The organism is Rhodocista pekingensis (genome assembly GCF_042665545.1).
GTDB lineage: Bacteria > Pseudomonadota > Alphaproteobacteria > Azospirillales > Azospirillaceae > Rhodocista > Rhodocista pekingensis.
The window spans coordinates 307,362-328,154 of sequence record NZ_JBHTCM010000010.1 but is presented as its reverse complement, the minus strand read 5'-3'; the positions used below and the strand labels follow the sequence as shown (position 1 = coordinate 328,154).

Below are 20,793 nucleotides of genomic sequence, written 5' to 3'. Positions count from 1 at the left end.
GCGTTCGCGCTGCGGCGTCCGGCACGGCCGGGACAGCCGGATGCCGGGCGGCCGCGCCCGTTCGCGGGGACGGTGCGGCCATTTCGAGGTGCCAAGGAGACCCCCACGTGACCCTACCCGTGACCCAACCCGTTCGCTCCCGTTCCGGCCGGCCCGATGCCGCCGGCGCGGGCGTCCAGGCACGCCGCTGGATCGCCTGGCTGCTTCTGCTGCCGCTGGCGGCGGTGATGGTCGCCGCGCCGCCGGCCCTGGCCCAACGGGGGGCGCCCGAGAGCTTCGCCCCCCTGGCGGAGCGCATCCTGCCGGCCGTGGTCAACGTCTCGACGACGCAGACGGTGCAGAACCGGGGCCGCTCGCCGGTGCCGATGCCCGAGTTCCCGCCCGGCTCCCCCTTCGAGGAGTTCTTCCGGGACTTCTTCGACCGCCAGCAGCCGCAGCAGGACCCGAACACGCCGCCGCGCCGCGCCACCTCGCTCGGCTCCGGCTTCATCATCGACGCGGCCGGCTATGTCGTGACGAACAACCACGTCATCGACGGGGCCGACGAGATCCGCGTGATCCTGCACGATCAGGCGGGGACCGAGCTGAAGGCCGAGGTCGTCGGCGTGGACAAGGAGACGGACCTCGCGCTGCTGAAGGTGGATGCCGGCCGCAAGCTGCCCGCGCTGACCTGGGGCGACAGCGAGAAGATCCGTGTCGGTGACTGGGTCGTCGCCATCGGCAACCCGTTCGGCCTGGGCGGTTCCGTCACGGCGGGCATCATCTCGGCCCGGGCCCGCGACATCGGGGCCGGCCGCTATGACGACTTCCTCCAGACCGACGCCTCGATCAACCGCGGCAACTCCGGTGGTCCGCTGGTCAATCTGTCGGGCGACGTGATCGGCATCAACACCGCCATCTTCTCGCAGACCGGCGGCTCGATCGGCATCGGCTTCGCCATTCCGTCCGCCATGGCGAAGAACGTGATCGCGCAGCTCCGCGAGTCCGGCAAGGTCCGCCGCGGCTGGCTGGGCGTGCAGATCCAGAACATCTCGCCGGAAGAGGCGGAGGCCCTGCGCCTGCCGGAGGCCAAGGGTGCGCTGGTCGGCATGGTCAATCCCGGCGGCCCGGCGGAGAAGGCCGGCGTGCAGCCGGGCGACGTGATCCTCAGCTTCGACGGCCGGGAGGTGACGAACAGCCGGTCGCTGCCGCGCATGGTCGCGGACACGCCGGTCGGCAAGAAGGTCCCGGTCGAGCTGATCCGCCGTGGCAAGCGCGAGACGGTGCAGGTGATGCTGGGCGAGTTGCAGCCGCAGGACGTCCAGCTCGCCAACGTGCCCGGCCGTGACGAGGCGGCCCCGGGCAAGCCGGAGGCGATCGACGGCGTGGGTGTCTCCGTCACGACGATCTCGCCGGAGGTGCGCCGCCAGTTCGAACTGGACGAGGATGTGAAGGGCGTGGTCATCACCCAGGTGGTGCCGAACAGCCCCGCCGCGGCCCGCCAGCTCCGCGCCGGCGACGTCATCGTCGAGGTCAGCCAGGAGGAGGTCGGATCGCCCGCCGATGTCGCCGCCCGGGTCAAGAAGGCCCGCGATGCCGGCCAGAAGGCCCTGCTGCTGCTGATCGAGCGCCGCGGCGAGCTGCTGTTCCAGGCGGTTCCGCTGACGGAGGAGTGATCTCCTCCGTCCGCCCCTCGGGCCGGACATGGAAAAGGCCGCCGTCCCTGCCAGGACGGCGGCCTTCTTCTTTCCTGTCCGCCTTCCGTCCGGCCCTGCCGGAGGGGACGGCTCAGCGGCCCGCGATCTCCGTCGAGCGGTAGCCCTGGGCGAACAGCAGGGCCGTCAGGTCGCCGTGGTCCACCCGGGCCCGTGCCTGCGCCGCCACGGTGGGCTTGGCATGGAACGCGATCCCCAGACCCGAGGCCTGGAGCATCGGCAGGTCGTTCGCCCCGTCGCCTACCGTCAGCGTCGCGGACAGCGGCACCCGCCGGGCGGTGGCGACCCGGGTCAGGGCCTGGAGCTTGGCATCCTTGTCCAGGATCGGCTCGACCGGCCGGCCGGTCAGCTTGCCGTCCGCCACCTCCAGATCGTTCGCCTGGTCCTCGTCGAAGCCCAGCAGATCGCGGACATGGTCGGTGAAGACCTTGAACCCGCCCGACACCAGCGCGCAGTAGACGCCGTTCCGGTGCAGCGTCGCCACCAGCGCCGCCGCCCCGGGCATCAGGGTGATGCGGCCGATCATGTCCGCCATCACGCCGGCGGGCAGCCCCGCCAGCAGCGCCACCCGCTCGCGCAGGGCACCGCGGAAGTCGATCTCCCCGTTCATGGCGCGCTGGGTGATGGCGGCGATCCGGTCGCGGGCGCCGACCAGATCGCCCAGCTCGTCCAGCATCTCCTGCCGGATGATGGTGGACTCCATGTCCGCCACCAGCACGGCCTTGCGGCGGCCCTCCACGGGCTGCGCGATGACGTCCAGCGGCAGGCCGGACAGGGCCTGCGCCGCCGCTGCCTGCGCTTGGTCGGCGTCCAGCCCGTCGAAACCGATGTCGCAGGCCACGCCCGGCGCCAGCCAGTCCGGCGGCGAGGCTGAAGCTCCCAGGTCCTGCAACGCCGTGCGGGCGGCGCGGGCGGCGACGTCGTCCAGCGCCGGCTCGGTCGGGGAGGAGACCAGGGTCAGGACATGGGTCATGCGCGGCAACTCCGGAAGGAGGGGGCGCCGCCGTTATGCGGTCAGGGCCGCGCAAAGTCCATGGCCGAAAGTGCCGTCACGCCACCGCCGCCCGGCCGGTCATCCTCTGGCCGGCCGGCGTCGGGATCGCCGGTCCCGGGGCTGCCGTTCCCGGACCGGCCTCTGCCGCGCCTGCCTCCTGCCGCGCGTCCAGCTCCCGCATCAGGGCGACGGCGACCAGGATCGGCAGGCCCGACAGGGCGAAGACGACCTCCAGCCCCGGGGTGGTCGGCGTCGCCACCACCAGCACCGTCCAGACCGTGGACAGGACGATGCCGACGGAGAAGACGGGCAGCGAGTGCCGGCCCATCAGCAGGAACAGCGCCGCCGGACCGCGGCTCAGCCAGCGGGCCTGCGGCGGGATCGCCCAGGCGCAGAGATAGGCCAGGGCCAGGAAATGCAGCAGCCGCCCGATCTCCAGCATGGATTTGCCGTGCGGCGGCAGCAGGTCCGGATCGAACAGCACGAATCCGGGCGCGTATCCGAAACGCTGCCAGGGCGAGACCGCCAGGAAGGCATAGAGCACCACGGCTGCCGCCGCGGCGGCCAGCAGGGGATGCCGCGGCAGCGCCACGCCGCGGCGGGCGCGCTGGCCCAGCACGAATCCGAGCACGAACAGGAGCTGCCAGCAGAACGGGTTGAAGAACCACGCCTCGCCGTCGGGCCGGCCGGCCGGGGCCAGCCCGTAGCGTCCCGCCACCAGCCAGAGCAGCACGGACAGCAGCAGCGCCGCCGCCGGCTGGCGCACGATCAGCGGTCCCAGCAGCGCCAGCCCGCCGATGAAGACCACGTACATCGGCAGGATGTCGCCATAGGTCGGCAGGTAGCTCAGGGTCGCTACCCGCAGCCAGCCGTCCACCGGGTCGCGGGCCAGATGCTCCAGGGCCATCCAGTCCAGCACCGCCGCGTCGCCCGTCAGCCGCACGGTAAGCAGCGCCACCGCCAGCAGGGCCGCGACGATGCAGAGATGCGCCTTGTAGAGCACGAAGGCCCGGCGGGCCGCCTTCAGCGAGGCGGACAGCCCGTCCTTCAGGAACCCCTGCGACCAGGCCAGCGCGGCACTGAACCCCGCCAGGAAGACGAACAGGTCGGCCGCGTCCGAGAACCCGTAGGCCCGCCAGGTCAGGAGCGTCGCCGGGGTGGGCACATGGTTCAGGAAGATGGCGCACAGCGCGAGTCCGCGGAAGAAGTCGATCCTGAGATCCCGCATGCGTGCTCCGCCCCGATACCGTCGCCCGTCGGCGATCTGACCGGGTACAAACGCGGCCCGAAGCGGACCCATGCCACCACCGGGCTGTGATAAAGAGCGGCAGCTTGACGCTTCCACCGCCCCCGTACCGGACCCAGGATCGATCCCCGTGCCCGCGACCCGACCCGTCCTCCTGATCGGCGGCCCCACGGCCGGCGGCAAGTCCGCCCTGGCGGCGGACCTCGCCGGGCGGCTGTCCGGCACCGTCGTCAACGCCGACAGCATGCAGCTCTATGACGGGCTGCGGGTGCTGACGGCGCGCCCCTCCGTGGCCGAGGAGGCGCGGCTCCCGCACCGTCTCTACGGCGTCGTGCCGCCGTCGGAGCGGATGAGCGCGGCGCGCTGGCGCGACCTCGCCCTGGCGGAGATCGCCGCCGCCCACGCGGCCGGGCGGGTGCCCGTCGTGGTCGGCGGCACCGGCCTCTATCTCCGCGCGCTGACCGACGGGCTGGCGGACATTCCCCCGGTGCCGGAGGCCGTGCGGGCGGAGGCGCAGGCCCTGCACCGCGCGATCGGCACGCCGGCCCTGCATGCCCGGCTGGCGGCGGAGGACCCCGACGGGGCCGCCCGCCTGAACCCGGGGGACACGACCCGCGTCCTGCGCGCCTGGGAGGTGCTGCGCGCCACCGGCCGGCCGCTGGGGTACTGGCAGACGGCCGGGCGCGCGGCCCCGCCGCCGGGCCTGCGCTTCCTGACGCTGGTCTGCGAGCCGCCGCGCGACCGTCTCTATGCGGCCTGCGATGCGCGCTTCCTGCGCATGCTGGAGGCGGGGGCGCTGGAGGAGGTGCGGCGGCTTGCCGCCCTGGGCCTCGATCCCGGCCTCCCGGCGATGAAGGCGCTGGGCGTGCCGGAGCTGCTGGCGCATCTTCGCGGCGACCTGACCCTGGCCGAGGCGACGGCGAAGGCGCAGCAGGCGACGCGGAACTACGCCAAGCGCCAGCTCACCTGGTTCCGCCACCAGATCGCCGCGGCGCGGCGGCTCGATCCCGGCGATTGCGTGGAACGCAACGCGGTCATGAAATTTTGTGTCGATAACGTAGCGGGAATCTCATAGATCATTACCAAAACGGGTTGACGCCGCGCACGCTTCGAAATAGGTTCCCCGTCCCGCCGTCGTTCGCGTGCGCAGCAGGACCCGCACAGGCTCCATCCGCCCGCGCACTGTCGGCGGCCCCTGTGCAGACACCGAAGCCTGGAAGAGACCGCCATGCCTCCCGCCCAGAAGCCCGTCACCGCCCCCACCGGCAAGCTCACCGGGGCCGAGATCGTCATCAAGGCGCTGCGGGACCAGGGCGTAGATGTCATCTTCGGCTATCCCGGCGGCGCCGTCCTTCCCATCTATGACGCGCTGTTCAAGCAGAACGAGATTCGCCACATCCTGGTCCGGCACGAGCAGGCGGCCGTCCACGCGGCGGAGGGCTATGCCCGCTCCACCGGCAAGGTGGGCGTGGTGCTGGTGACCAGCGGCCCCGGCGCCACCAATGCCGTCACCGGGCTGGTGGACGCGCTGATGGACAGCATCCCCGTCGTCTGCCTGACGGGGCAGGTGCCCACCCACCTGATCGGCAACGACGCCTTCCAGGAGTGCGACACGACCGGCATCACCCGGCCGGCGTCCAAGCACAACTACCTGGTCAAGCATGTGGACAACCTGGCCCGCACCATCCATGAGGGCTTCTACGTCGCCCGCAACGGCCGGCCGGGCCCCGTCGTCATCGACATCCCCAAGGATGTGCAGTTCGCCGAAGGCCCCTACCGCACCCCCGGCGAATGCGCGCCGAAGAGCTACCGGCCGCAGATCCGCCCGGACCTGAACCGGGTGGAGGAAGCGGTCGAGCTGATCGCCAACGCCAAGCGGCCGATCTTCTATGTCGGCGGCGGCGTCATCAATTCCGGCCCGATCGCCAGCCAGCTCCTGACCCAGCTCGTGCGCATGACGGGCTATCCCTGCACGACCACGCTGATGGGCCTGGGCGCCTTCCCGGCGTCGGACCCGCAGTTCCTGGGCATGCTGGGCATGCACGGCACCTACGAGGCGAACCTCGCCATGCACGGGTGCGATGTCATGATCAACATCGGCGCCCGCTTCGACGACCGGGTGACCGGCAAGCTGTCGGAATTCTCCCCGGGCTCGAAGAAGATCCACGTCGATATCGACCCGTCCAGCATCAACAAGAACGTCCCCGTGGACGTGGCCATCGTGGGCGACGCCGCGCATGTGCTGGAGGACATGATCCGGCTGTGGAAGGCGCGCGCGAAGCAGCCCGACCGCGAGGCGCTGAAGGAGTGGTGGAAGCAGATCGAGGTCTGGCGCGCGCGCGACTGCCTGCGCTACGAGAAGACGGACAAGGTGATCAAGCCGCAGTACGCGCTGGAGCGCCTGCGCGAGCTGACCCGCGGCCGCGACGACGTCTTCATCACGACCGAGGTCGGCCAGCATCAGATGTGGGCGGCCCAGTTCCTGCCGTTCGAGAAGCCGAACCACTGGCTCACCTCCGGCGGGCTGGGCACCATGGGCTACGGCCTGCCCGCCGCCATCGGCGTGCAGATCGCGCACCCCAAGGCGCTGGTCGTGGACGTGGCCGGCGAGGCCAGCATCCTCATGAACATCCAGGAGATGTCCACGGCCCTGCAGTACCGGCTGCCGGTCAAGGTCTTCATCCTGAACAACCAGTGGATGGGCATGGTCCGGCAGTGGCAGCAGCTCCTGCACGGCGAGCGCTATTCGGAGAGCTATTCCCAGGCACTGCCCGACTTCGTGAAGCTGGCCGAGGCGTTCGGCGCCGTCGGCCTGCGCGCCACCAAGGTGTCGGAGGTGGACGACGTCATCCGCACCATGATCGAGACGCCGAAGGCGGTGATCGTGGACATGTGCGTGGACCAGAAGGAGAACTGCTTCCCCATGATCCCCGGCGGCAAGGCCCACAACGAGATGCTGCTGGGTCCGGAGGAGAAGCTGGCCGAGGCGACCCCGGAGGAGGGGATGGTGCTGGTCTGACCGGCCCGGCCGGTACGCCCCCCGGGTCCCGCCGGACCCGGCCTCCACCGCTCCACGCGATCACCGCTCCACGCGATGGCGCCAAGCAACAACGAACATCCGGACCTTCTGGCCATGTCTCCCGTCGAACAACACATCGAACGCCACACGATCAGCGTGCTCGTGGACAACGAGCCGGGCGTGCTGGCCCGCGTCATCGGCCTCTTCTCGGGCCGCGGCTACAACATCGAGAGCCTGACCGTGGCCGAGGTGAATGCGGAGCAGCAGCTCTCGCGCATCACCATCGTCACTTCCGGCACGCCCATGATCATCGAGCAGATCAAGGCGCAGCTCGACCGGCTGGTGCCCGTCCACAGGGTCCGCGACCTGACCCTCGAAGGCCCCTTCGTGGAGCGCGAGATGGCGCTGGTGAAGGTGTCCGGCACGGGCGAGAAGCGGGTCGAGGCGCTGCGCATCGCCGACATCTTCAAGGCGCGGGTGGTGGACGCCACCATCACCAGCTTCGTCTTCGAGATCACCGGCACGGCGGACGACCTGAACCGCTTCATCGACCTGATGGGCCAGTTGGGGCTGGTGGACATCAGCCGCACCGGCGCCGTCGCCATGTCCCGCGGCACGGGCGGGCTGTGACGCGGGTCGGGGAACCGTGACGGCTCCTCCCGGCGCCGCTGCGCCGGAAGGGGCTCCGCACCGGGCCGCCCGCCGCCCGGTGCGCGCAACGCATGGGCAGGGCACGAAAAATCCTGTTGCCGCACGGCCGTGCGGCCTGTAGCAAACGACCGATTCGCGGCCTTCCGGAGAAAGAATAATGCGCGTTTACTACGATCGCGACGCCGACGTGAACCTGATCAAGGGCAAGAAGGTCGCCGTCGTCGGCTATGGCAGCCAGGGTCACGCCCATGCGCAGAACCTGCGCGACAGCGGCGTCGCCGACGTGCGCGTGGCGCTGAAGCCCGGCTCGGCCAGCAAGAAGAAGGCGGAGGCCGCCGGCCTCGCCGTCGTCACCCCGGCCGAGGCGGCCGCCTGGGCGGACGTGGTGATGATCCTCACCCCCGACGAGCACCAGGCCGAGCTGTACGCGACCGAGCTGGGCCCGAACCTGCGCGAAGGGGCGGCCATCGCCTTCGGCCACGGGCTGAACGTGCATTTCAAGCTGATCGAGCCGCGCCCGGACCTGGACGTGTTCATGGTGGCGCCGAAGGGCCCCGGCCATCTGGTGCGCAGCGAATACGTCAAGGGCGGCGGCGTGCCCTGTCTGGTGGCCGTCCACCAGAACGCCTCCGGCAATGCGCTGGAGGTGGCGCTCTCCTACGCCTCGGCCATCGGCGGCGGCCGTTCCGGCATCATCGAGACGACCTTCCGCGAGGAGTGCGAGACCGACCTGTTCGGTGAGCAGACCGTCCTCTGCGGCGGCCTCTCCGCCCTGATCCAGGCCGGCTTCGAGACGCTGGTGGAAGCGGGCTACGCGCCCGAGATGGCCTATTTCGAGTGCCTGCACGAGGTGAAGCTGATCGTCGACCTCATGTACGAGGGCGGCATCGCCAACATGCGCTACTCGATCTCCAACACCGCCGAGTACGGCGACTACGTGACCGGCCCGCGCATCATCACCGCCGAGACGAAGGCGGAGATGAAGCGGGTGCTGGACGACATCCAGTCCGGCCGCTTCACCCGCGACTGGATGCTGGAGAACAAGGCCGGGCTGCCCTTCTTCAAGGCCACCCGCCGCCGTCAGGCCGAGCATCCCATCGAGGAGGTGGGGGCGAAGCTGCGCGGCATGATGCCGTGGATCACCGCCAACAAGCTGGTCGACAAGAACCGGAACTGATCCCTCGCCACCAGGCGGCATCCGTTGACGGCCCCCGTCCCCCCGGACGGGGGCCGTCCGTGTTTCCGGGGCAAGCCTTCCGGCCGCGCGCTCTCCCTCCGCGCTGCGGTGCCCCGTGCTGCTGGTTTGTAACGGATTGGTAAATCCCGCTGGACGGAATCGTGCCGCCCCGCCCTAATCCTTCGCAACAAAAGTAACGAACGGAACAGGGCGATGCGGGCGACGATGCGGGTGGGCAGGCGCGATTTCCTGGCGATGGCGGCTGCCGGGGCGGCGGCCGGGCCGTTGCTGCTGCGCGGCGGGATGGCCGCCGCGGGGAGCGCGCTCAACAGCTTCCTGGAGGCGGCGTTCGACGCCGAGGTGGCGGCCAGCCCGGAGCGGGAGACCTCGCTGGGCTACCGCTATGACCGTGGCACCTGGGACGACGACAGTGAGGACGGCCGCCGCCGCGAGCACGAGCGCCGGCAGGCCGAGCTGGCCCGCCTGCGGGCGGAATTCGATCCCGCCCGCCTGTCGGAGCAGGACCGGCTGAGCTACCGCCTGTTCGAGTACGAGGCCGAGTCCGACGCCGAAGCCTATGGCTGGCGCCAGAACAGCTATGCGGTCAGCCACATCCGCGGGCGCCATACCGGGATTCCGGGTTTCCTCATCAACGAGCACCATATCCGGACCGAGGCGGACGCCGCCGCCTATGTGGCGCGCGTCCGCGGCGTGAAGGAGCTGCTGGCCGTCACCGCCGACACCGTCCGCCGGCAGGCCGACCGCGGCGTGCTGCCGCCCCGCTTCTCGCTGGCGAAGGCGACGGCGGATGCCCGCCGGGTGCTGTCCGGTGCGCCCTTCGCGGGCGAGGGGCAGAACCTGCTGCTGCTGGACTTCCGCGGCAAGCTGGGCGAGGCCGGGCTGCCGGAAGCGCGCAGCGCCGAGCTGGTGGCGGAGCTGACGGCGGCGCTCGCAGGGCCGTTCCGTGAGGGGTACGAGACGCTTCTCGCCACGCTCGACCCGCTGGTCGCCAAGGCGGGGGAGGACGATGGCGTCTGGCGCCTGCCGGACGGGCTCGCCTACTACGACCACCGCATCCGCCGCTTCACCACCCGCTCGGCCCCGGCGGCGGAGGTGCATGCCTTCGGCCTGGAGGAGGTCCGCCGCATCCATGGCGAGGTGGAGGGAATCCGCCGCACGGTCGGCTTCGACGGCGATCTCAAGGGCTTCCTCGCCTATCTGCGCGACGACCCCCGCTTCCGCTTCCCCGACACCGACGCGGGCCGGGCCGAGTACATCGCGCTCAGCCACGGCTACATCGAGGCCATCAAGGCCAGGCTCGACCGCATGTTCATCACCCTGCCCAAGGCGGGCATGGAAATCCGCCGGGTCGAGCCCTTCCGCGAGCGCAGTTCCGCCCGCGCCTTCTATGACGGGCCGCCGACCGATGGCTCCCGCGGGGGCATCTACTTCATCAATCTGTTCAACATGGAGGAGCACCGGCGGCACGGGGTGGAGACGCTGGCCTATCACGAGGGCATCCCCGGCCATCACATGCAGATCGCCATCGCGCAGGAACTGACGGGCCTGCCGCGCTTCCGCCGCTTCGGCGGCTATTCCGCCTATGCCGAGGGCTGGGCGCTGTACACGGAGAAGATGGTCAAGGCGTTCGGCGCCTTCACCGATCCCTACAGCGACTATGGCCGGCTGGAGGGCGAGCTGTTCCGGGCCATCCGGCTGGTCGTGGATACCGGCATCCACGCCAAGCGCTGGACCCGGCGGCAGGCCATCGACTTCATGACCGCCAACAGCGCCATCCCGGAGCCGCGCGCCGTGCGCGAGATCGAGCGCTACATCGGCAATCCGGGACAGGCGCTGGCCTACAAGATGGGCATGCGCACCATCGAGGACCTGCGCGCCCGCGCGGAGTCCGACCTGGGCGACCGCTTCGACCTGCGCCGCTTCCACGACGCGGTGCTGACCGGCGGCAGCCTGCCGCTGACCGTGCTGGAGGACAGGATCGACGGCTGGATCGCGGCCGAACGGGCCTGATCCGCGGCGGCCGTCCCCGCGGACGGACATCACCAACCACGAAACAACAGGGACCGGGGAGCTTGAGCGCAATGCTGACACGTCGTGAGATGCTGAGGACGGGCATGCTGGGCGGGGCCGCCGCGGTGGCGGTCGCGTCGCTGCCATGGGCGGGGGGCACCGCCGCGGCGGCCGAGGGAGCGGCCACAGGGGCCGCGGCCGGGCCGTCGCCGGCGCTCGACCTCTTCTTCACCGAGTTCGACAAGGCCTATGTGGAGCGCCGGCCGCAGCTCGAAACCTCGCTGGGCCTGCGCTACGACCGCGGCGACTGGGACGACATCTCCGACGAGGCGGCACAGCGCGAACAGGCGCTGGAGCAGGAGGCCGTCGCCCGCCTGGGGGCGGCGTTCGACCCCGCCACCCTGTCGGAGCAGGACCGGCTGTCGGTGGAGCTGTTCCGGTTCCGCGCGCAGCAGAACGCCGAAGCCTTCCCCTGGCGGCTGCACGCCTACACCATCAACCATCTGTACGGTGCCCATACGGGGATGCCGGCCTTCCTGATCAACCAGCACCGCGTCGTGGATGCGGCGTCGGCCGCCGCCTATGTGCAGCGGCTGAAGGGCATCCCCGCCCAGTTCGCGGTGGTGGAGCGGGAGACGCTGCGGCGGGCCGACATGGGCGTGCTGCCGCCGAAATTCTCGCTGGCGAAGGCGATCGAGGATGCCCGCTCCATCATCGCCGGCGCGCCGTTCGACGGCTCCGGCGTGGACAGCGCCCTCTGGGCCGACGCCCAGGCGAAGCTGGCGCGCGCCAAACTGCCCGAGGCGGAGCACAAGGCCCTGCTGACCGAGGCGGAGAGCGCCCTGCGTGACGGCGTGAAGCCGGCCTACGAACGGCTGCTGGCCCTGCTGGCGTCGCTGGAAGCGCGCGCCGGCACGGATGACGGCGTCTGGAAGCTGCCGCAGGGCGAGGACTACTACCGCGCCTGCGTCCGCCGCCACACCACCCTGCCGATGACCCCGGACGAGGTCCACGAGTTCGGCCTGTCGGAGGTCAAGCGCCTGCACGGGGAGCTGGACGCCATCCGCAAGGCCACCGGCTTCAGCGGCGACCTGCCGGCCTTCCTGACCTATCTGCGCAGCGATCCGCGCTTCTTCTTCCCCGACACCGACGAGGGCCGGGAGGCCTATCTGGCCGAGGCGCGCGCCGCGGTGACGGCGATGCAGGGCAAGCTGCCGCTGCTGTTCCGTACCCTGCCGCAGGCCCCGGTGGAGGTGCGGCGGGTCGAGCCGTTCCGCGAGAAATCCTCGCCGCCGGCCTTCTACAACCGCCCCTCGCGCGACGGCAGCCGGCCCGGCATCTACTTCATCAACCTCGCCACCATGCGGGAGCGGCCGCGGCACGAGATCGAGGCCATCGCCTATCACGAGGCGGTGCCGGGCCATCACATGCAGAACGCCATCCAGCAGGAGGCGGACAACCTGCCGATCTTCCGCCGCATCGGCGGCTACACCGTGTTCGGGGAGGGCTGGGGCCTCTATGCCGAGAAGCTGGGCAAGGAGGTCGGGCTCTACCAGGACCCCTATTCCGACGCCGGCCGCCTGAACAACGAGCTGTGGCGGGCCATCCGGCTGGTGGTGGACAGCGGCATCCACGCCCGGCGCTGGACCCGCGAGCAGGCCGCCGACTACATGGAGTCGAATTCCATGATCCCGCGGGAGAGCGTGGAGCGGGAGATCAACCGCTACGCCGTCAATCCGGGGCAGGCGCTGGCCTACAAGGTCGGCATGCGCGCGATCGAGGATCTGCGGGCCAAGGCGGCGGCGAAGCTCGGGCCCGCCTTCGACCTGCGCGACTTCCACGAACTGATCCTGGTCGGCGGCAGCATGCCGCTGCCGATCCTGGAACAGGTGGTGGAGCGCTGGACCGACGCCCGCAAGGCGTGACGGTTCCGCCGGCCGGGGCGCCGCCGCCCCGGCCGTGCGCCTCTGCGGGAAAGCTCCTTTCGGAAGAAAGCCGTTGCGGCTAACGGCGTTGCGTCCTAGATTGACCTTCAGCAACCCGGCATCGTCGGGACCGCGTTCCGGGCAGGCCCCGGGACAGACACGGATCTGAACAGGACTGACGGCGCCATGCAGCGTCCCGTTGGAAAAGCAACCGCCCGCACCGCCGCCGCCGATACCGGCCGCGCGCTGCTGGCGCTGCACCTGTCCGGCGCGGCCACCGCCCTGCTGCTTCTCGCCCTTCGACTTATCGGCCCCTGAGCGCCGCGGCTCCGCTTGCGGAGAGGCGTTCAGGGGGAACCCCGCGCCGCAGGTCGGCGCGTCAGCCATAGTCGAGATTTCCGGCCGCCCGCCCCACCGATGATCCGCGGGAACGGCCGCCCAGGCGAGGACCCGTAGCATGACCGTCACCACCCCCGTATCCCAGCGCCCGGCCGACCGCGTCGTCATCTTCGACACGACGCTGCGCGACGGCGAGCAGTCGCCCGGCGCCTCCATGAACCTGGAGGAGAAGCTCCGCATCGCGCTGACGCTGGAGGAGATGGGCGTCGATGTGATCGAGGCCGGCTTCCCCATCGCGTCCAACGGCGATTTCGAGTGCGTGCGGGAAATCGGCCGGGTGGTGAAGACCTCCGTCGTCGCCGGCCTGTCGCGGGCCGCGCGCATGGACATCGACCGCGCGGCGGAGGCGTTGCAGTACGCCGAGCGCAAGCGCATCCACACCTTCATCTCCACCAGCCCGCTGCACATGAAGTACAAGCTCCAGATGCAGCCGGACGCCGTGGTCCAGGCCATCGCGGACAGCGTGGGCCACGCCCGCACTCTGGTGGACGACGTGGAATGGTCGGCGGAGGACGGCTCCCGCACCGAGCCCGATTTCCTCTGCCGCTGTGTGGAGACGGCGATCAAGGCCGGCGCCACCACCATCAACATCCCCGACACGGTGGGCTATGCCGTGCCGGAGGAGTACGGCGCGCTGATCCGCATGGTGATCGAGCGGGTGCCGAACAGCGACAGGGCCGTCTTCTCCGTCCACTGCCACAACGATCTGGGCCTCGCCGTCGCCAACTCGCTGGCCGGCGTCGCCAACGGGGCGCGGCAGGTGGAATGCACGATCAACGGGCTGGGCGAGCGCGCCGGCAACGCCGCCCTGGAGGAGATCGTCATGGCGCTGCGCACGCGCCATGACGCGATGCCCTACACGACCGGCATCCGGACCGAGCACATCACCCGCGCCTCGCGGCTGGTCTCCACCATCACCGGCTTCACGGTGCAGCCGAACAAGGCGATCGTCGGCACCAACGCCTTCGCCCATGAGTCCGGCATCCACCAGGACGGCATGCTCAAGCATGCCGGCACCTACGAGATCATGACGCCCGAGAGCGTCGGCCTGAACCGCTCCACCCTGGTGATGGGCAAGCATTCCGGCCGCGCCGCCTTCCGCGCCAAGCTCAAGGAGCTGGGCTACGAGGAGATGGGCGACAACGCCGTCAATGACGCCTTCAAGCGGTTCAAGGATCTGGCCGACCGCAAGAAGGACGTGTTCGACGAGGACATCGTGGCCCTGGTGGACGACGAGGTCGGCCGCCAGAACGACCGCATCCAGTTCGTCTCGCTCCAGGTCGTCGCCGGCTCCAAGGGACCGCAGCACGCCGTGCTGGAGGTGGAGGTGGACGGCCAGGCCTGCGCGCCGGTGGTCAGCTTCGGCAACGGCCCGGTGGATGCCGTCTTCAACGCCATCAAGCAGGCCTTCCCGCACGAGGCGCGGCTCCAGCTCTACCAAGTGCAGGCGGTGACCGCCGGCACCGACGCCCAGGCGGAGGTGACGGTGCGGCTGGAGGAGAACGGCAAGACCGTGAACGGGCAGGGGGCGGATGCCGATACCCTGGTCGCCAGCGCCCGCGCCTACATCCACGCCCTGAACAAGCTGCTGGTGAAGCGGGAGAAGACGGCGCCTGCGGCGCTCAGCGCCTGACCGCTCCCGCGGGGTCCATCGCCCCGACGGCCCACCCGCCCGGCTGCCTGCCGGGCGAGTCGGGTCCGGTTCTGGACCGGAGGCGCCGTCGCTCCCGCCGCTGCCCGCCGGCTCCCCCGGCCGGGGCCGGGGCCGCTTCCGACTGGCCTCCCGACCGGCCCCCGATGCTGCGGGGGCGGTCGTCTCCTGGGCAGTTCCCTGACACCGCCACGACAAATTCCAGCCGTGGGGCTTTCACCCCTTGAGGAAGGGCGCCCTGATGGTCTATGCAAACCGGGCGGCACGGCCAGTTCCGGGGTCGTCCGCGGAGCGGCCCGCTGACACCGGACTCAGAGAAAATTTCCGTCCATGTTTCCTAACCTGCTTGGGATGTTCTCGGCCGACATGGCGATCGACCTGGGGACGGCCAACACCCTGGTCTACGTGAAGGGCCGCGGCATCGTGCTGAACGAGCCCTCGGTGGTTGCCATCGCCAATGTGCGGGGCAAGAAGCAGGTGCTCGCCGTCGGCGACGAGGCGAAGCTCATGCTCGGCCGCACGCCGGGCAACATCCAGGCCATCCGCCCCCTGCGCGACGGCGTCATCGCCGACTTCGAGGTGGCGGAGGAGATGATCAAGCACTTCATCCGCAAGGTGCACAACCGGCGCGGCTTCGCCAGCCCGCAGGTGATCATCTGCGTGCCCTCGGGCTCCACCGCCGTGGAACGCCGCGCCATCCAGGAATCCGCCGAGCATGCCGGATCGCGCCGGGTGTTCCTGATCGAGGAGCCCATGGCCGCCGCGATCGGCGCCGGGCTTCCGGTGACGGAACCGACCGGCAGCATGGTCGTGGACATCGGCGGCGGCACCACCGAGGTGGCCGTCCTGTCGCTGGGCGGCATCGTCTATTCCCGCTCGGTCCGTGTCGGCGGCGACAAGATGGACGAGGCCATCATCGCCTACATCCGCCGCCACCATAACCTGCTGGTGGGCGAGGGCTCGGCCGAGCGCATCAAGAAGGAGATCGGCTCCGCCTGTCCGCCGGAGGACGGGGAGGGCCGGGTCATGGAGATAAAGGGCCGCGACCTGATGAACGGCGTGCCGAAGGAGCTGATCATCAGCGAACGGCAGATCGCCGAAAGCCTCGCGGAACCCGTCAGCCAGATCATCGAGGCGGTGAAGGTCGCGCTGGAGCATACCGCGCCCGAGCTGGCCGCCGACATCGTGGACAAGGGCATCGTGCTGACCGGCGGCGGCGCCCTCCTGAGCAACCTGGACTTCGTGCTGCGCCATGCGACCGGCCTGCCCGTTTCTATCGCCGATGACCCGCTGTCCTGCGTGGCACTGGGGACCGGCCGGGCGCTGGAGGAGATGAAGACGCTGAAGAACGTCCTCATCACCATGTACTGACGCGGCCGGATGTTATAATATTCCCGTGATCGCTCCCCTGGCGATGCCGGGGGAGTTCAAGTTTTCGGACCCTGCGGAAGCGGCCAGTGAAGACGCGCAACGGCGGAACAGTGGTTCGGATCGCGGCCCCAGTCTGGGCTCTGCTCAACCGGTTCTACTTCCTGCTGCTCATCGTGGCCGCGGTGGCGCTGATGGTCTTCGGACGGGTCGATGCGGTTGTCGTCGATCATGCCCGGGCCCGGGTCACGGACGCCTTCGCCCCCGTCCTCGACGTGCTGTCCCGTCCGGCCGCTGCCGCGGCGGAGGTGATCGAGTCCGTCCGCCAGCTCGCCCGCATCCACGGTGAGAATCAGCGCCTGCGGGAAGAGAATGCGCGCCTGCTGCAATGGCAGCAGGCGGCCTTGCGCCTGGATGCGGAGAACCGCTCGCTGCGCTCGCTGCTGGCCTACAGGCCGGACCCGGCCGTTTCCTTCATCACCGCCCGCGTCATCGCCGATCCCGGCAGCGCCTTCCTTCACACCCTGGTCGTCACGGCCGGCCGGCGCGACGGGGTGAAGCGGGGGCAGGCTGCCATGGCAGGGCAGGGGCTGGTCGGCCGGGTGGTCCAGGTGGGGGAATGGTCGTCGCGCATCCTGCTGATGACCGACATCAACGCCCGCATTCCCGTGGTGCTGGAGACCAGCCGCCGCCGCGCCATGCTGGCCGGCGACAACACCGAGCGGCCGCGTCTGATGTACATGCAGCGGGGGGCGGAGGTGATCGAGGGGGAACGGGTCTTCACCTCCGGCCATGGCGGCCTGTTTCCGCCGGGCCTGCCCATGGGCGTGGTGACGACCGGGGGCGGTGAGCCGCGGGTCGTGCCGATGGTGGACCTCACGCGGATCGAGCATGTCCAGCTCGTCGATTTCGGTATTCCCGGCGGGCTGGCGGCCGAAGCGGTGCAGCCGGGCGCCATGCAGTGAGGGCCGCGGCCATGGCCGTGGGGATCTGGCACAGGCTCGACCAGACGGGGCGCCATCTTCTGCCCTTGGGCACGACGGTGCTTTTCATGCTGGTCGGCATGACCCCGACACAGATACCAGGGCTGGTGCAGGTGGCGCCGCCGCTGATGCTGATGGCCGTCGTCTACTGGGCGGTCCATCGGCCCGACCTGTTACGGCCGACGCTGGTGTTCCTGCTGGGCGTGCTGAACGACCTGCTGGGCGGCGCGCCCCTGGGCATGACGGCGCTGGTCTTCGTGCTGGCCTACTGGCTGCTGTTGACGCAACGCCGCTTCTTCCTGGGCAACTCGTTCCTGCTGCTCTGGATCGGCTTCACCATGGTGGCGCTGGGGGCTGCGGCGGTGCAGTGGGCGGTCTATTCCCTGATGGCGGCGGAGCTTCTCACGTTCCGGGCGGCCGGCTTCCAGGTGATGCTGGCGACCGCCGTGTTTCCGCTGGCGGCCTGGGTGCTGATGCGTCTGCACCGCGCCTTCCTGATGGAAGAGGAGGGCTGAGGCCGTGCTGTCCGCTTTCGACCGTGATGCCGAACGCCAGCGCGTCCTGACCCGCCGGACCCTGGTGCTGGGCGGCTTGCAGGCCGCGGCCGTCTCGGCGCTCGTGGCGCGGCTCTACTATCTCCAGATCGTGGAGAGCGACAAATACTCCATGCTGGCGGAGGAGAACCGCATCAGCCTGCGGCTGGTGGCGCCGCCGCGCGGCCTGATCGTGGACCGCTACGGGGTGCCGCTGGCGGTCAACGAACAGAACTTCCGTCTGCTGCTGACCAGCGAGCGGGCCGGCGACGTGGATCTGATCCTGGAGCAGGTCGCCGGCCTCGTGCCGCTGGGGGACGCGGACTACCGCCGCATCCGGCGCGATATCCAGCGTTCCCGCTCCTTCATGCCGGTCACGGTGCGGGAGAACCTGACCTGGGACCAGGTCTCCGCGGTGGAGGTCAACCTGCCGGATCTGCCCGGCATCTCCATCGACGTGGGGCAGGTGCGCAGCTATCCCTTCGGCGAGGCGACGGCCCATGTGCTGGGCTATGTCGGCGCCGTGACGGAGAAGGAGCTGGAGGGGGCCGAGGACCCGCTGCTGACGCTGCCGGGTTTCCGAACCGGCAAGAGCGGCATCGAGCGGGCGCATGACCTCGCCCTGCGCGGCACCGGCGGCACGGTTCAGCTCGAAGTGAACGCCGTCGGCCGTGTCGTGCGCGAACTGTCGCGCAATGACGGCCAGCCGGGGCGGGAGGTGGCGCTGACCATCGACGCCAAGCTCCAGCACTATGTGCAGCAGCGCCTGTCCGCCGAGCAGAGCGCCGCCGCCGTGGTCATGGACGTGCATTCCGGCGGCATCCAGGCCCTGTGCTCCAGCCCCAGCTTCGATCCCAACCAGTTCGCCATGGGGATCAGCCTGGATCTCTGGAAGCGGCTGACCGCGGACGAGACCTCGCCGCTGACCAACAAGGTGATCGCGGGCCTCTACGCCCCGGGCTCCACCTTCAAGATGATCGTCGCCCTGGCGGCGCTGGAGCACGGCATCGTCGGCCCTGACTTCCGCGTCTTCTGCCCCGGACACTACGAGCTGGGCAGCCACCGCTTCCACTGCTGGAAGAAGGGCGGTCACGGCGCGATGAGCATGCACGATGCCATCAAGCATTCCTGCGACACCTATTTCTACGAGGTGTCGCGGCGCGTCGGTGTCGACCGCATCGCCGAGATGGCCCGCCGCTTCGGCCTCGGCCAGCCGACGGAGATCGACCTGCCCGGGGAGCGCGGCGGGCTGGTGCCCGACTCGCGCTGGAAGCGCGAACGCCTCAAGGCCGGCTGGTACGAGGGTGAGACGCTGATCGTCTCCATCGGTCAGGGCTACATGCTGGCGACGCCGATCCAGCTTGCCGTGATGCAGTCACGCCTCGTCAACGGCGGTTTCGCCGTGCGGCCGCACCTGACCCGCTCGGTCGAGGGGCAGGAGCAGGAGCGGACCCAGTGGCCCTCCATCGGGGTCAGGCCGGAGAATCTGGCGGTCATCGCCCGCGCCATGGCGGCCGTGACGATGGAGCCCGGCGGCACCGCCTTCGCCCAGCGCATCACCCAGCCCGACATGGCCATGGGCGGCAAGACCGGCACCAGCCAGGTCCGCCGCATCAGCATGGCCGAGCGCGCCACCGGCGTGCGCAAGAACGAGGACCTGCCCTGGCGGGAGCGCGACCACGCGCTGTTCGTCGGTTATGCCCCGGTGCAGTCGCCGCGCTACGCCGTGGCCGTGATCGTCGAGCATGGCGGCGGCGGCGGCAAGGTGGCGGCCCCGATCGGCCGTGACATCCTGCTGGAATGCCAGATGCTGGACGCCATGCGGATCGCGCCGGCGCAGGCGGCGGCGCTGCCCGTCCGCCCCGCGCCGGCCGTGGCCGCCCAGCCCGCATCCGGGGCCGAGGAGGACGAGGAATGAGCTGGGACCTCGGCGTCGACCACAACGACATGACGATCGCGGAGAAGCTGGGCCAGGTTTCCTGGAGCCTGGTCCTGCTGATCATCGTCGTCGCCTCGATCGGTTTCGCCATGCTCTATTCCGCGGCGAACGGCAGCTTCGACCCCTGGGCCTCGCGCCAGATGGTCCGCTTTGCCGCGGGGCTGGGCATGATGATGGTGGTGGCGCTGGTCGACATCCGGATCTGGATGCGGCTCGCCTATCCGCTCTACGCCCTGTCGCTGGTGCTGCTGATCGGCGTGGAGCTGGTGGGCCAGATCGGCATGGGGGCCCAGCGCTGGATCGACCTCGGCTTCATCCAGTTGCAGCCGTCGGAGCTGATGAAGGTCTGCCTCGTGCTGGCGCTGGCCCGCTATTTCCACGGCGCCAGCCTGGAGGATACGGGCCGCATCCTGTTCCTGCTGCCGCCCCTGCTGCTGGTGCTGGCGCCGGTGGCGCTGGTGCTGATGCAGCCGAACCTGGGCACCTCCTTGATGCTCCTGATGGTGACGGGGGCGATCTTCTTCCTGGTCGGGGTGCGGCTCTGGAAGTTCGCGCTGGTCATCGGCAGCGGCCTCGCGGCCATCCCCGTCGTCTGGCAGTTCATGCACGACTACCAGAGGAACCGGGTCCGCACCTTCCTGAACCCGGAGGAGGATCCGCTCGGCACCGGTTACCACATCATGCAGTCGAAGATCGCGCTGGGGTCGGGCGGGATGTTCGGCAAGGGCTTCCTGATGGGCAGCCAGAGCCACCTGAACTTCCTGCCGGAGAAGCAGACCGACTTCATCTTCACCATGCTGGGGGAGGAGTTCGGGCTGACCGGCAGCCTGGGCTTCCTGGGGCTTTACTGCCTGCTGCTGGTCTACGGGCTGGTCATCGGCCTGCGCTGCCGCCACCAGTTCGGCCGGCTGGTGGCCCTGGGGCTGACCTTCAACCTGTTCCTCTACCTCTTCATCAACTGCGCCATGAACATGGGGCTGATCCCGGTGGTCGGTATTCCGCTGCCGCTGATCTCCTATGGCGGGACCGCGACCCTGACCGTCATGATCGGGTTCGGCCTGCTCATGTCGGTGCATATCCACCGCGATGTCCGCCTGTCACGGCGGGGCCTGACGGATTTCTGACGGGATCGGTGGGAAAGGGGGCGGCGGCGCTTCCCGTCCGGTCGGGGACTTTTCCCTAT

The 20,793-nt window shown here is 70.0% G+C and carries 16 protein-coding genes; 14 read left to right on the top strand and 2 right to left on the bottom strand.

Annotated features, from left to right (window positions below; translation table 11 throughout):
* The first annotated feature begins 119 nt into the window (after positions 1-119).
* The gene (locus ACFQPS_RS09785; RefSeq protein ID WP_417715183.1) at positions 120-1,655 is read left to right on the top strand and encodes a DegQ family serine endoprotease; all 1,536 of its coding nucleotides are present in this window, start codon (positions 120-122) and stop codon (positions 1,653-1,655) included.
* A gap of 112 nt (positions 1,656-1,767) precedes the next feature.
* Here ACFQPS_RS09785 and serB read toward each other — a convergent pair whose 3' ends face one another.
* Together serB and ACFQPS_RS09775 are read right to left on the bottom strand one after the other, a co-directional pair.
* Positions 1,768-2,667, bottom strand: coding sequence for a phosphoserine phosphatase SerB (serB, locus tag ACFQPS_RS09780; protein ID WP_377358537.1), 900 nt, complete (start codon positions 2,665-2,667; stop codon positions 1,768-1,770).
* Between the two features lie 76 nt (positions 2,668-2,743).
* The gene (locus ACFQPS_RS09775; RefSeq protein ID WP_377358535.1) at positions 2,744-3,916 is read right to left on the bottom strand and encodes an OpgC family protein; all 1,173 of its coding nucleotides are present in this window, start codon (positions 3,914-3,916) and stop codon (positions 2,744-2,746) included.
* Positions 3,917-4,064: 148 nt separating this feature from the next.
* Here ACFQPS_RS09775 and miaA point away from each other — a divergent pair, with 148 nt between their 5' ends.
* The 13 genes from miaA (at position 4,065) to rodA (ending at position 20,734) form a co-directional block, all read left to right on the top strand.
* A complete protein-coding gene (miaA, locus tag ACFQPS_RS09770) occupies positions 4,065-5,009 on the top strand; it encodes a tRNA (adenosine(37)-N6)-dimethylallyltransferase MiaA (RefSeq protein WP_377358533.1) in 945 nt (314 codons plus the stop codon).
* Between the two features lie 153 nt (positions 5,010-5,162).
* Positions 5,163-6,953, top strand: a complete 1,791-nt coding sequence (locus ACFQPS_RS09765; protein ID WP_377358531.1) for an acetolactate synthase 3 large subunit — start codon at positions 5,163-5,165, stop codon at positions 6,951-6,953.
* A gap of 114 nt (positions 6,954-7,067) precedes the next feature.
* Positions 7,068-7,583: an acetolactate synthase small subunit gene (gene ilvN, locus ACFQPS_RS09760; RefSeq protein WP_377358529.1), complete on the top strand. Its 516-nt coding sequence runs from the start codon at positions 7,068-7,070 to the stop codon at positions 7,581-7,583.
* Between the two features lie 178 nt (positions 7,584-7,761).
* Complete coding sequence (ilvC, locus tag ACFQPS_RS09755) at positions 7,762-8,781, top strand: ketol-acid reductoisomerase (RefSeq protein WP_377358526.1); 1,020 nt, start codon at positions 7,762-7,764, stop codon at positions 8,779-8,781.
* A gap of 213 nt (positions 8,782-8,994) precedes the next feature.
* Positions 8,995-10,812, top strand: coding sequence for a DUF885 domain-containing protein (locus ACFQPS_RS09750; protein ID WP_377358524.1), 1,818 nt, complete (start codon positions 8,995-8,997; stop codon positions 10,810-10,812).
* 71 nt (positions 10,813-10,883) lie between these two features.
* Positions 10,884-12,737 carry a DUF885 domain-containing protein gene (locus tag ACFQPS_RS09745; RefSeq protein ID WP_377358522.1) on the top strand — a complete coding sequence of 618 codons (1,854 nt, stop codon included), beginning with the start codon at positions 10,884-10,886 and terminating at the stop codon, positions 12,735-12,737.
* A gap of 186 nt (positions 12,738-12,923) precedes the next feature.
* Positions 12,924-13,055 (top strand): hypothetical protein, encoded by a 132-nt coding sequence (locus ACFQPS_RS09740; RefSeq protein WP_012567149.1) that lies wholly within the window; start codon positions 12,924-12,926, stop codon positions 13,053-13,055.
* Positions 13,056-13,194: 139 nt separating this feature from the next.
* Positions 13,195-14,769 (top strand): 2-isopropylmalate synthase, encoded by a 1,575-nt coding sequence (locus tag ACFQPS_RS09735; protein ID WP_377358520.1) that lies wholly within the window; start codon positions 13,195-13,197, stop codon positions 14,767-14,769.
* A gap of 348 nt (positions 14,770-15,117) precedes the next feature.
* Positions 15,118-16,158 carry a rod shape-determining protein gene (locus ACFQPS_RS09730; RefSeq protein WP_012567147.1) on the top strand — a complete coding sequence of 347 codons (1,041 nt, stop codon included), beginning with the start codon at positions 15,118-15,120 and terminating at the stop codon, positions 16,156-16,158.
* A gap of 86 nt (positions 16,159-16,244) precedes the next feature.
* The gene (gene mreC, locus ACFQPS_RS09725; RefSeq protein WP_377358517.1) at positions 16,245-17,120 is read left to right on the top strand and encodes a rod shape-determining protein MreC; all 876 of its coding nucleotides are present in this window, start codon (positions 16,245-16,247) and stop codon (positions 17,118-17,120) included.
* An 11-nt stretch (positions 17,121-17,131) separates the two neighbouring features.
* The gene (gene mreD, locus ACFQPS_RS09720; RefSeq protein WP_377358515.1) at positions 17,132-17,653 is read left to right on the top strand and encodes a rod shape-determining protein MreD; all 522 of its coding nucleotides are present in this window, start codon (positions 17,132-17,134) and stop codon (positions 17,651-17,653) included.
* Between the two features lie 4 nt (positions 17,654-17,657).
* On the top strand, positions 17,658-19,589 hold the full coding sequence (mrdA, locus tag ACFQPS_RS09715) for a penicillin-binding protein 2 (protein ID WP_377358513.1): 1,932 nt from the start codon (positions 17,658-17,660) through the stop codon (positions 19,587-19,589).
* The gene (gene rodA / locus ACFQPS_RS09710; protein ID WP_377358511.1) at positions 19,586-20,734 is read left to right on the top strand and encodes a rod shape-determining protein RodA; all 1,149 of its coding nucleotides are present in this window, start codon (positions 19,586-19,588) and stop codon (positions 20,732-20,734) included. Before mrdA ends, rodA begins: the two co-directional genes overlap by 4 nt.
* Positions 20,735-20,793: the final 59 nt, after the last annotated feature.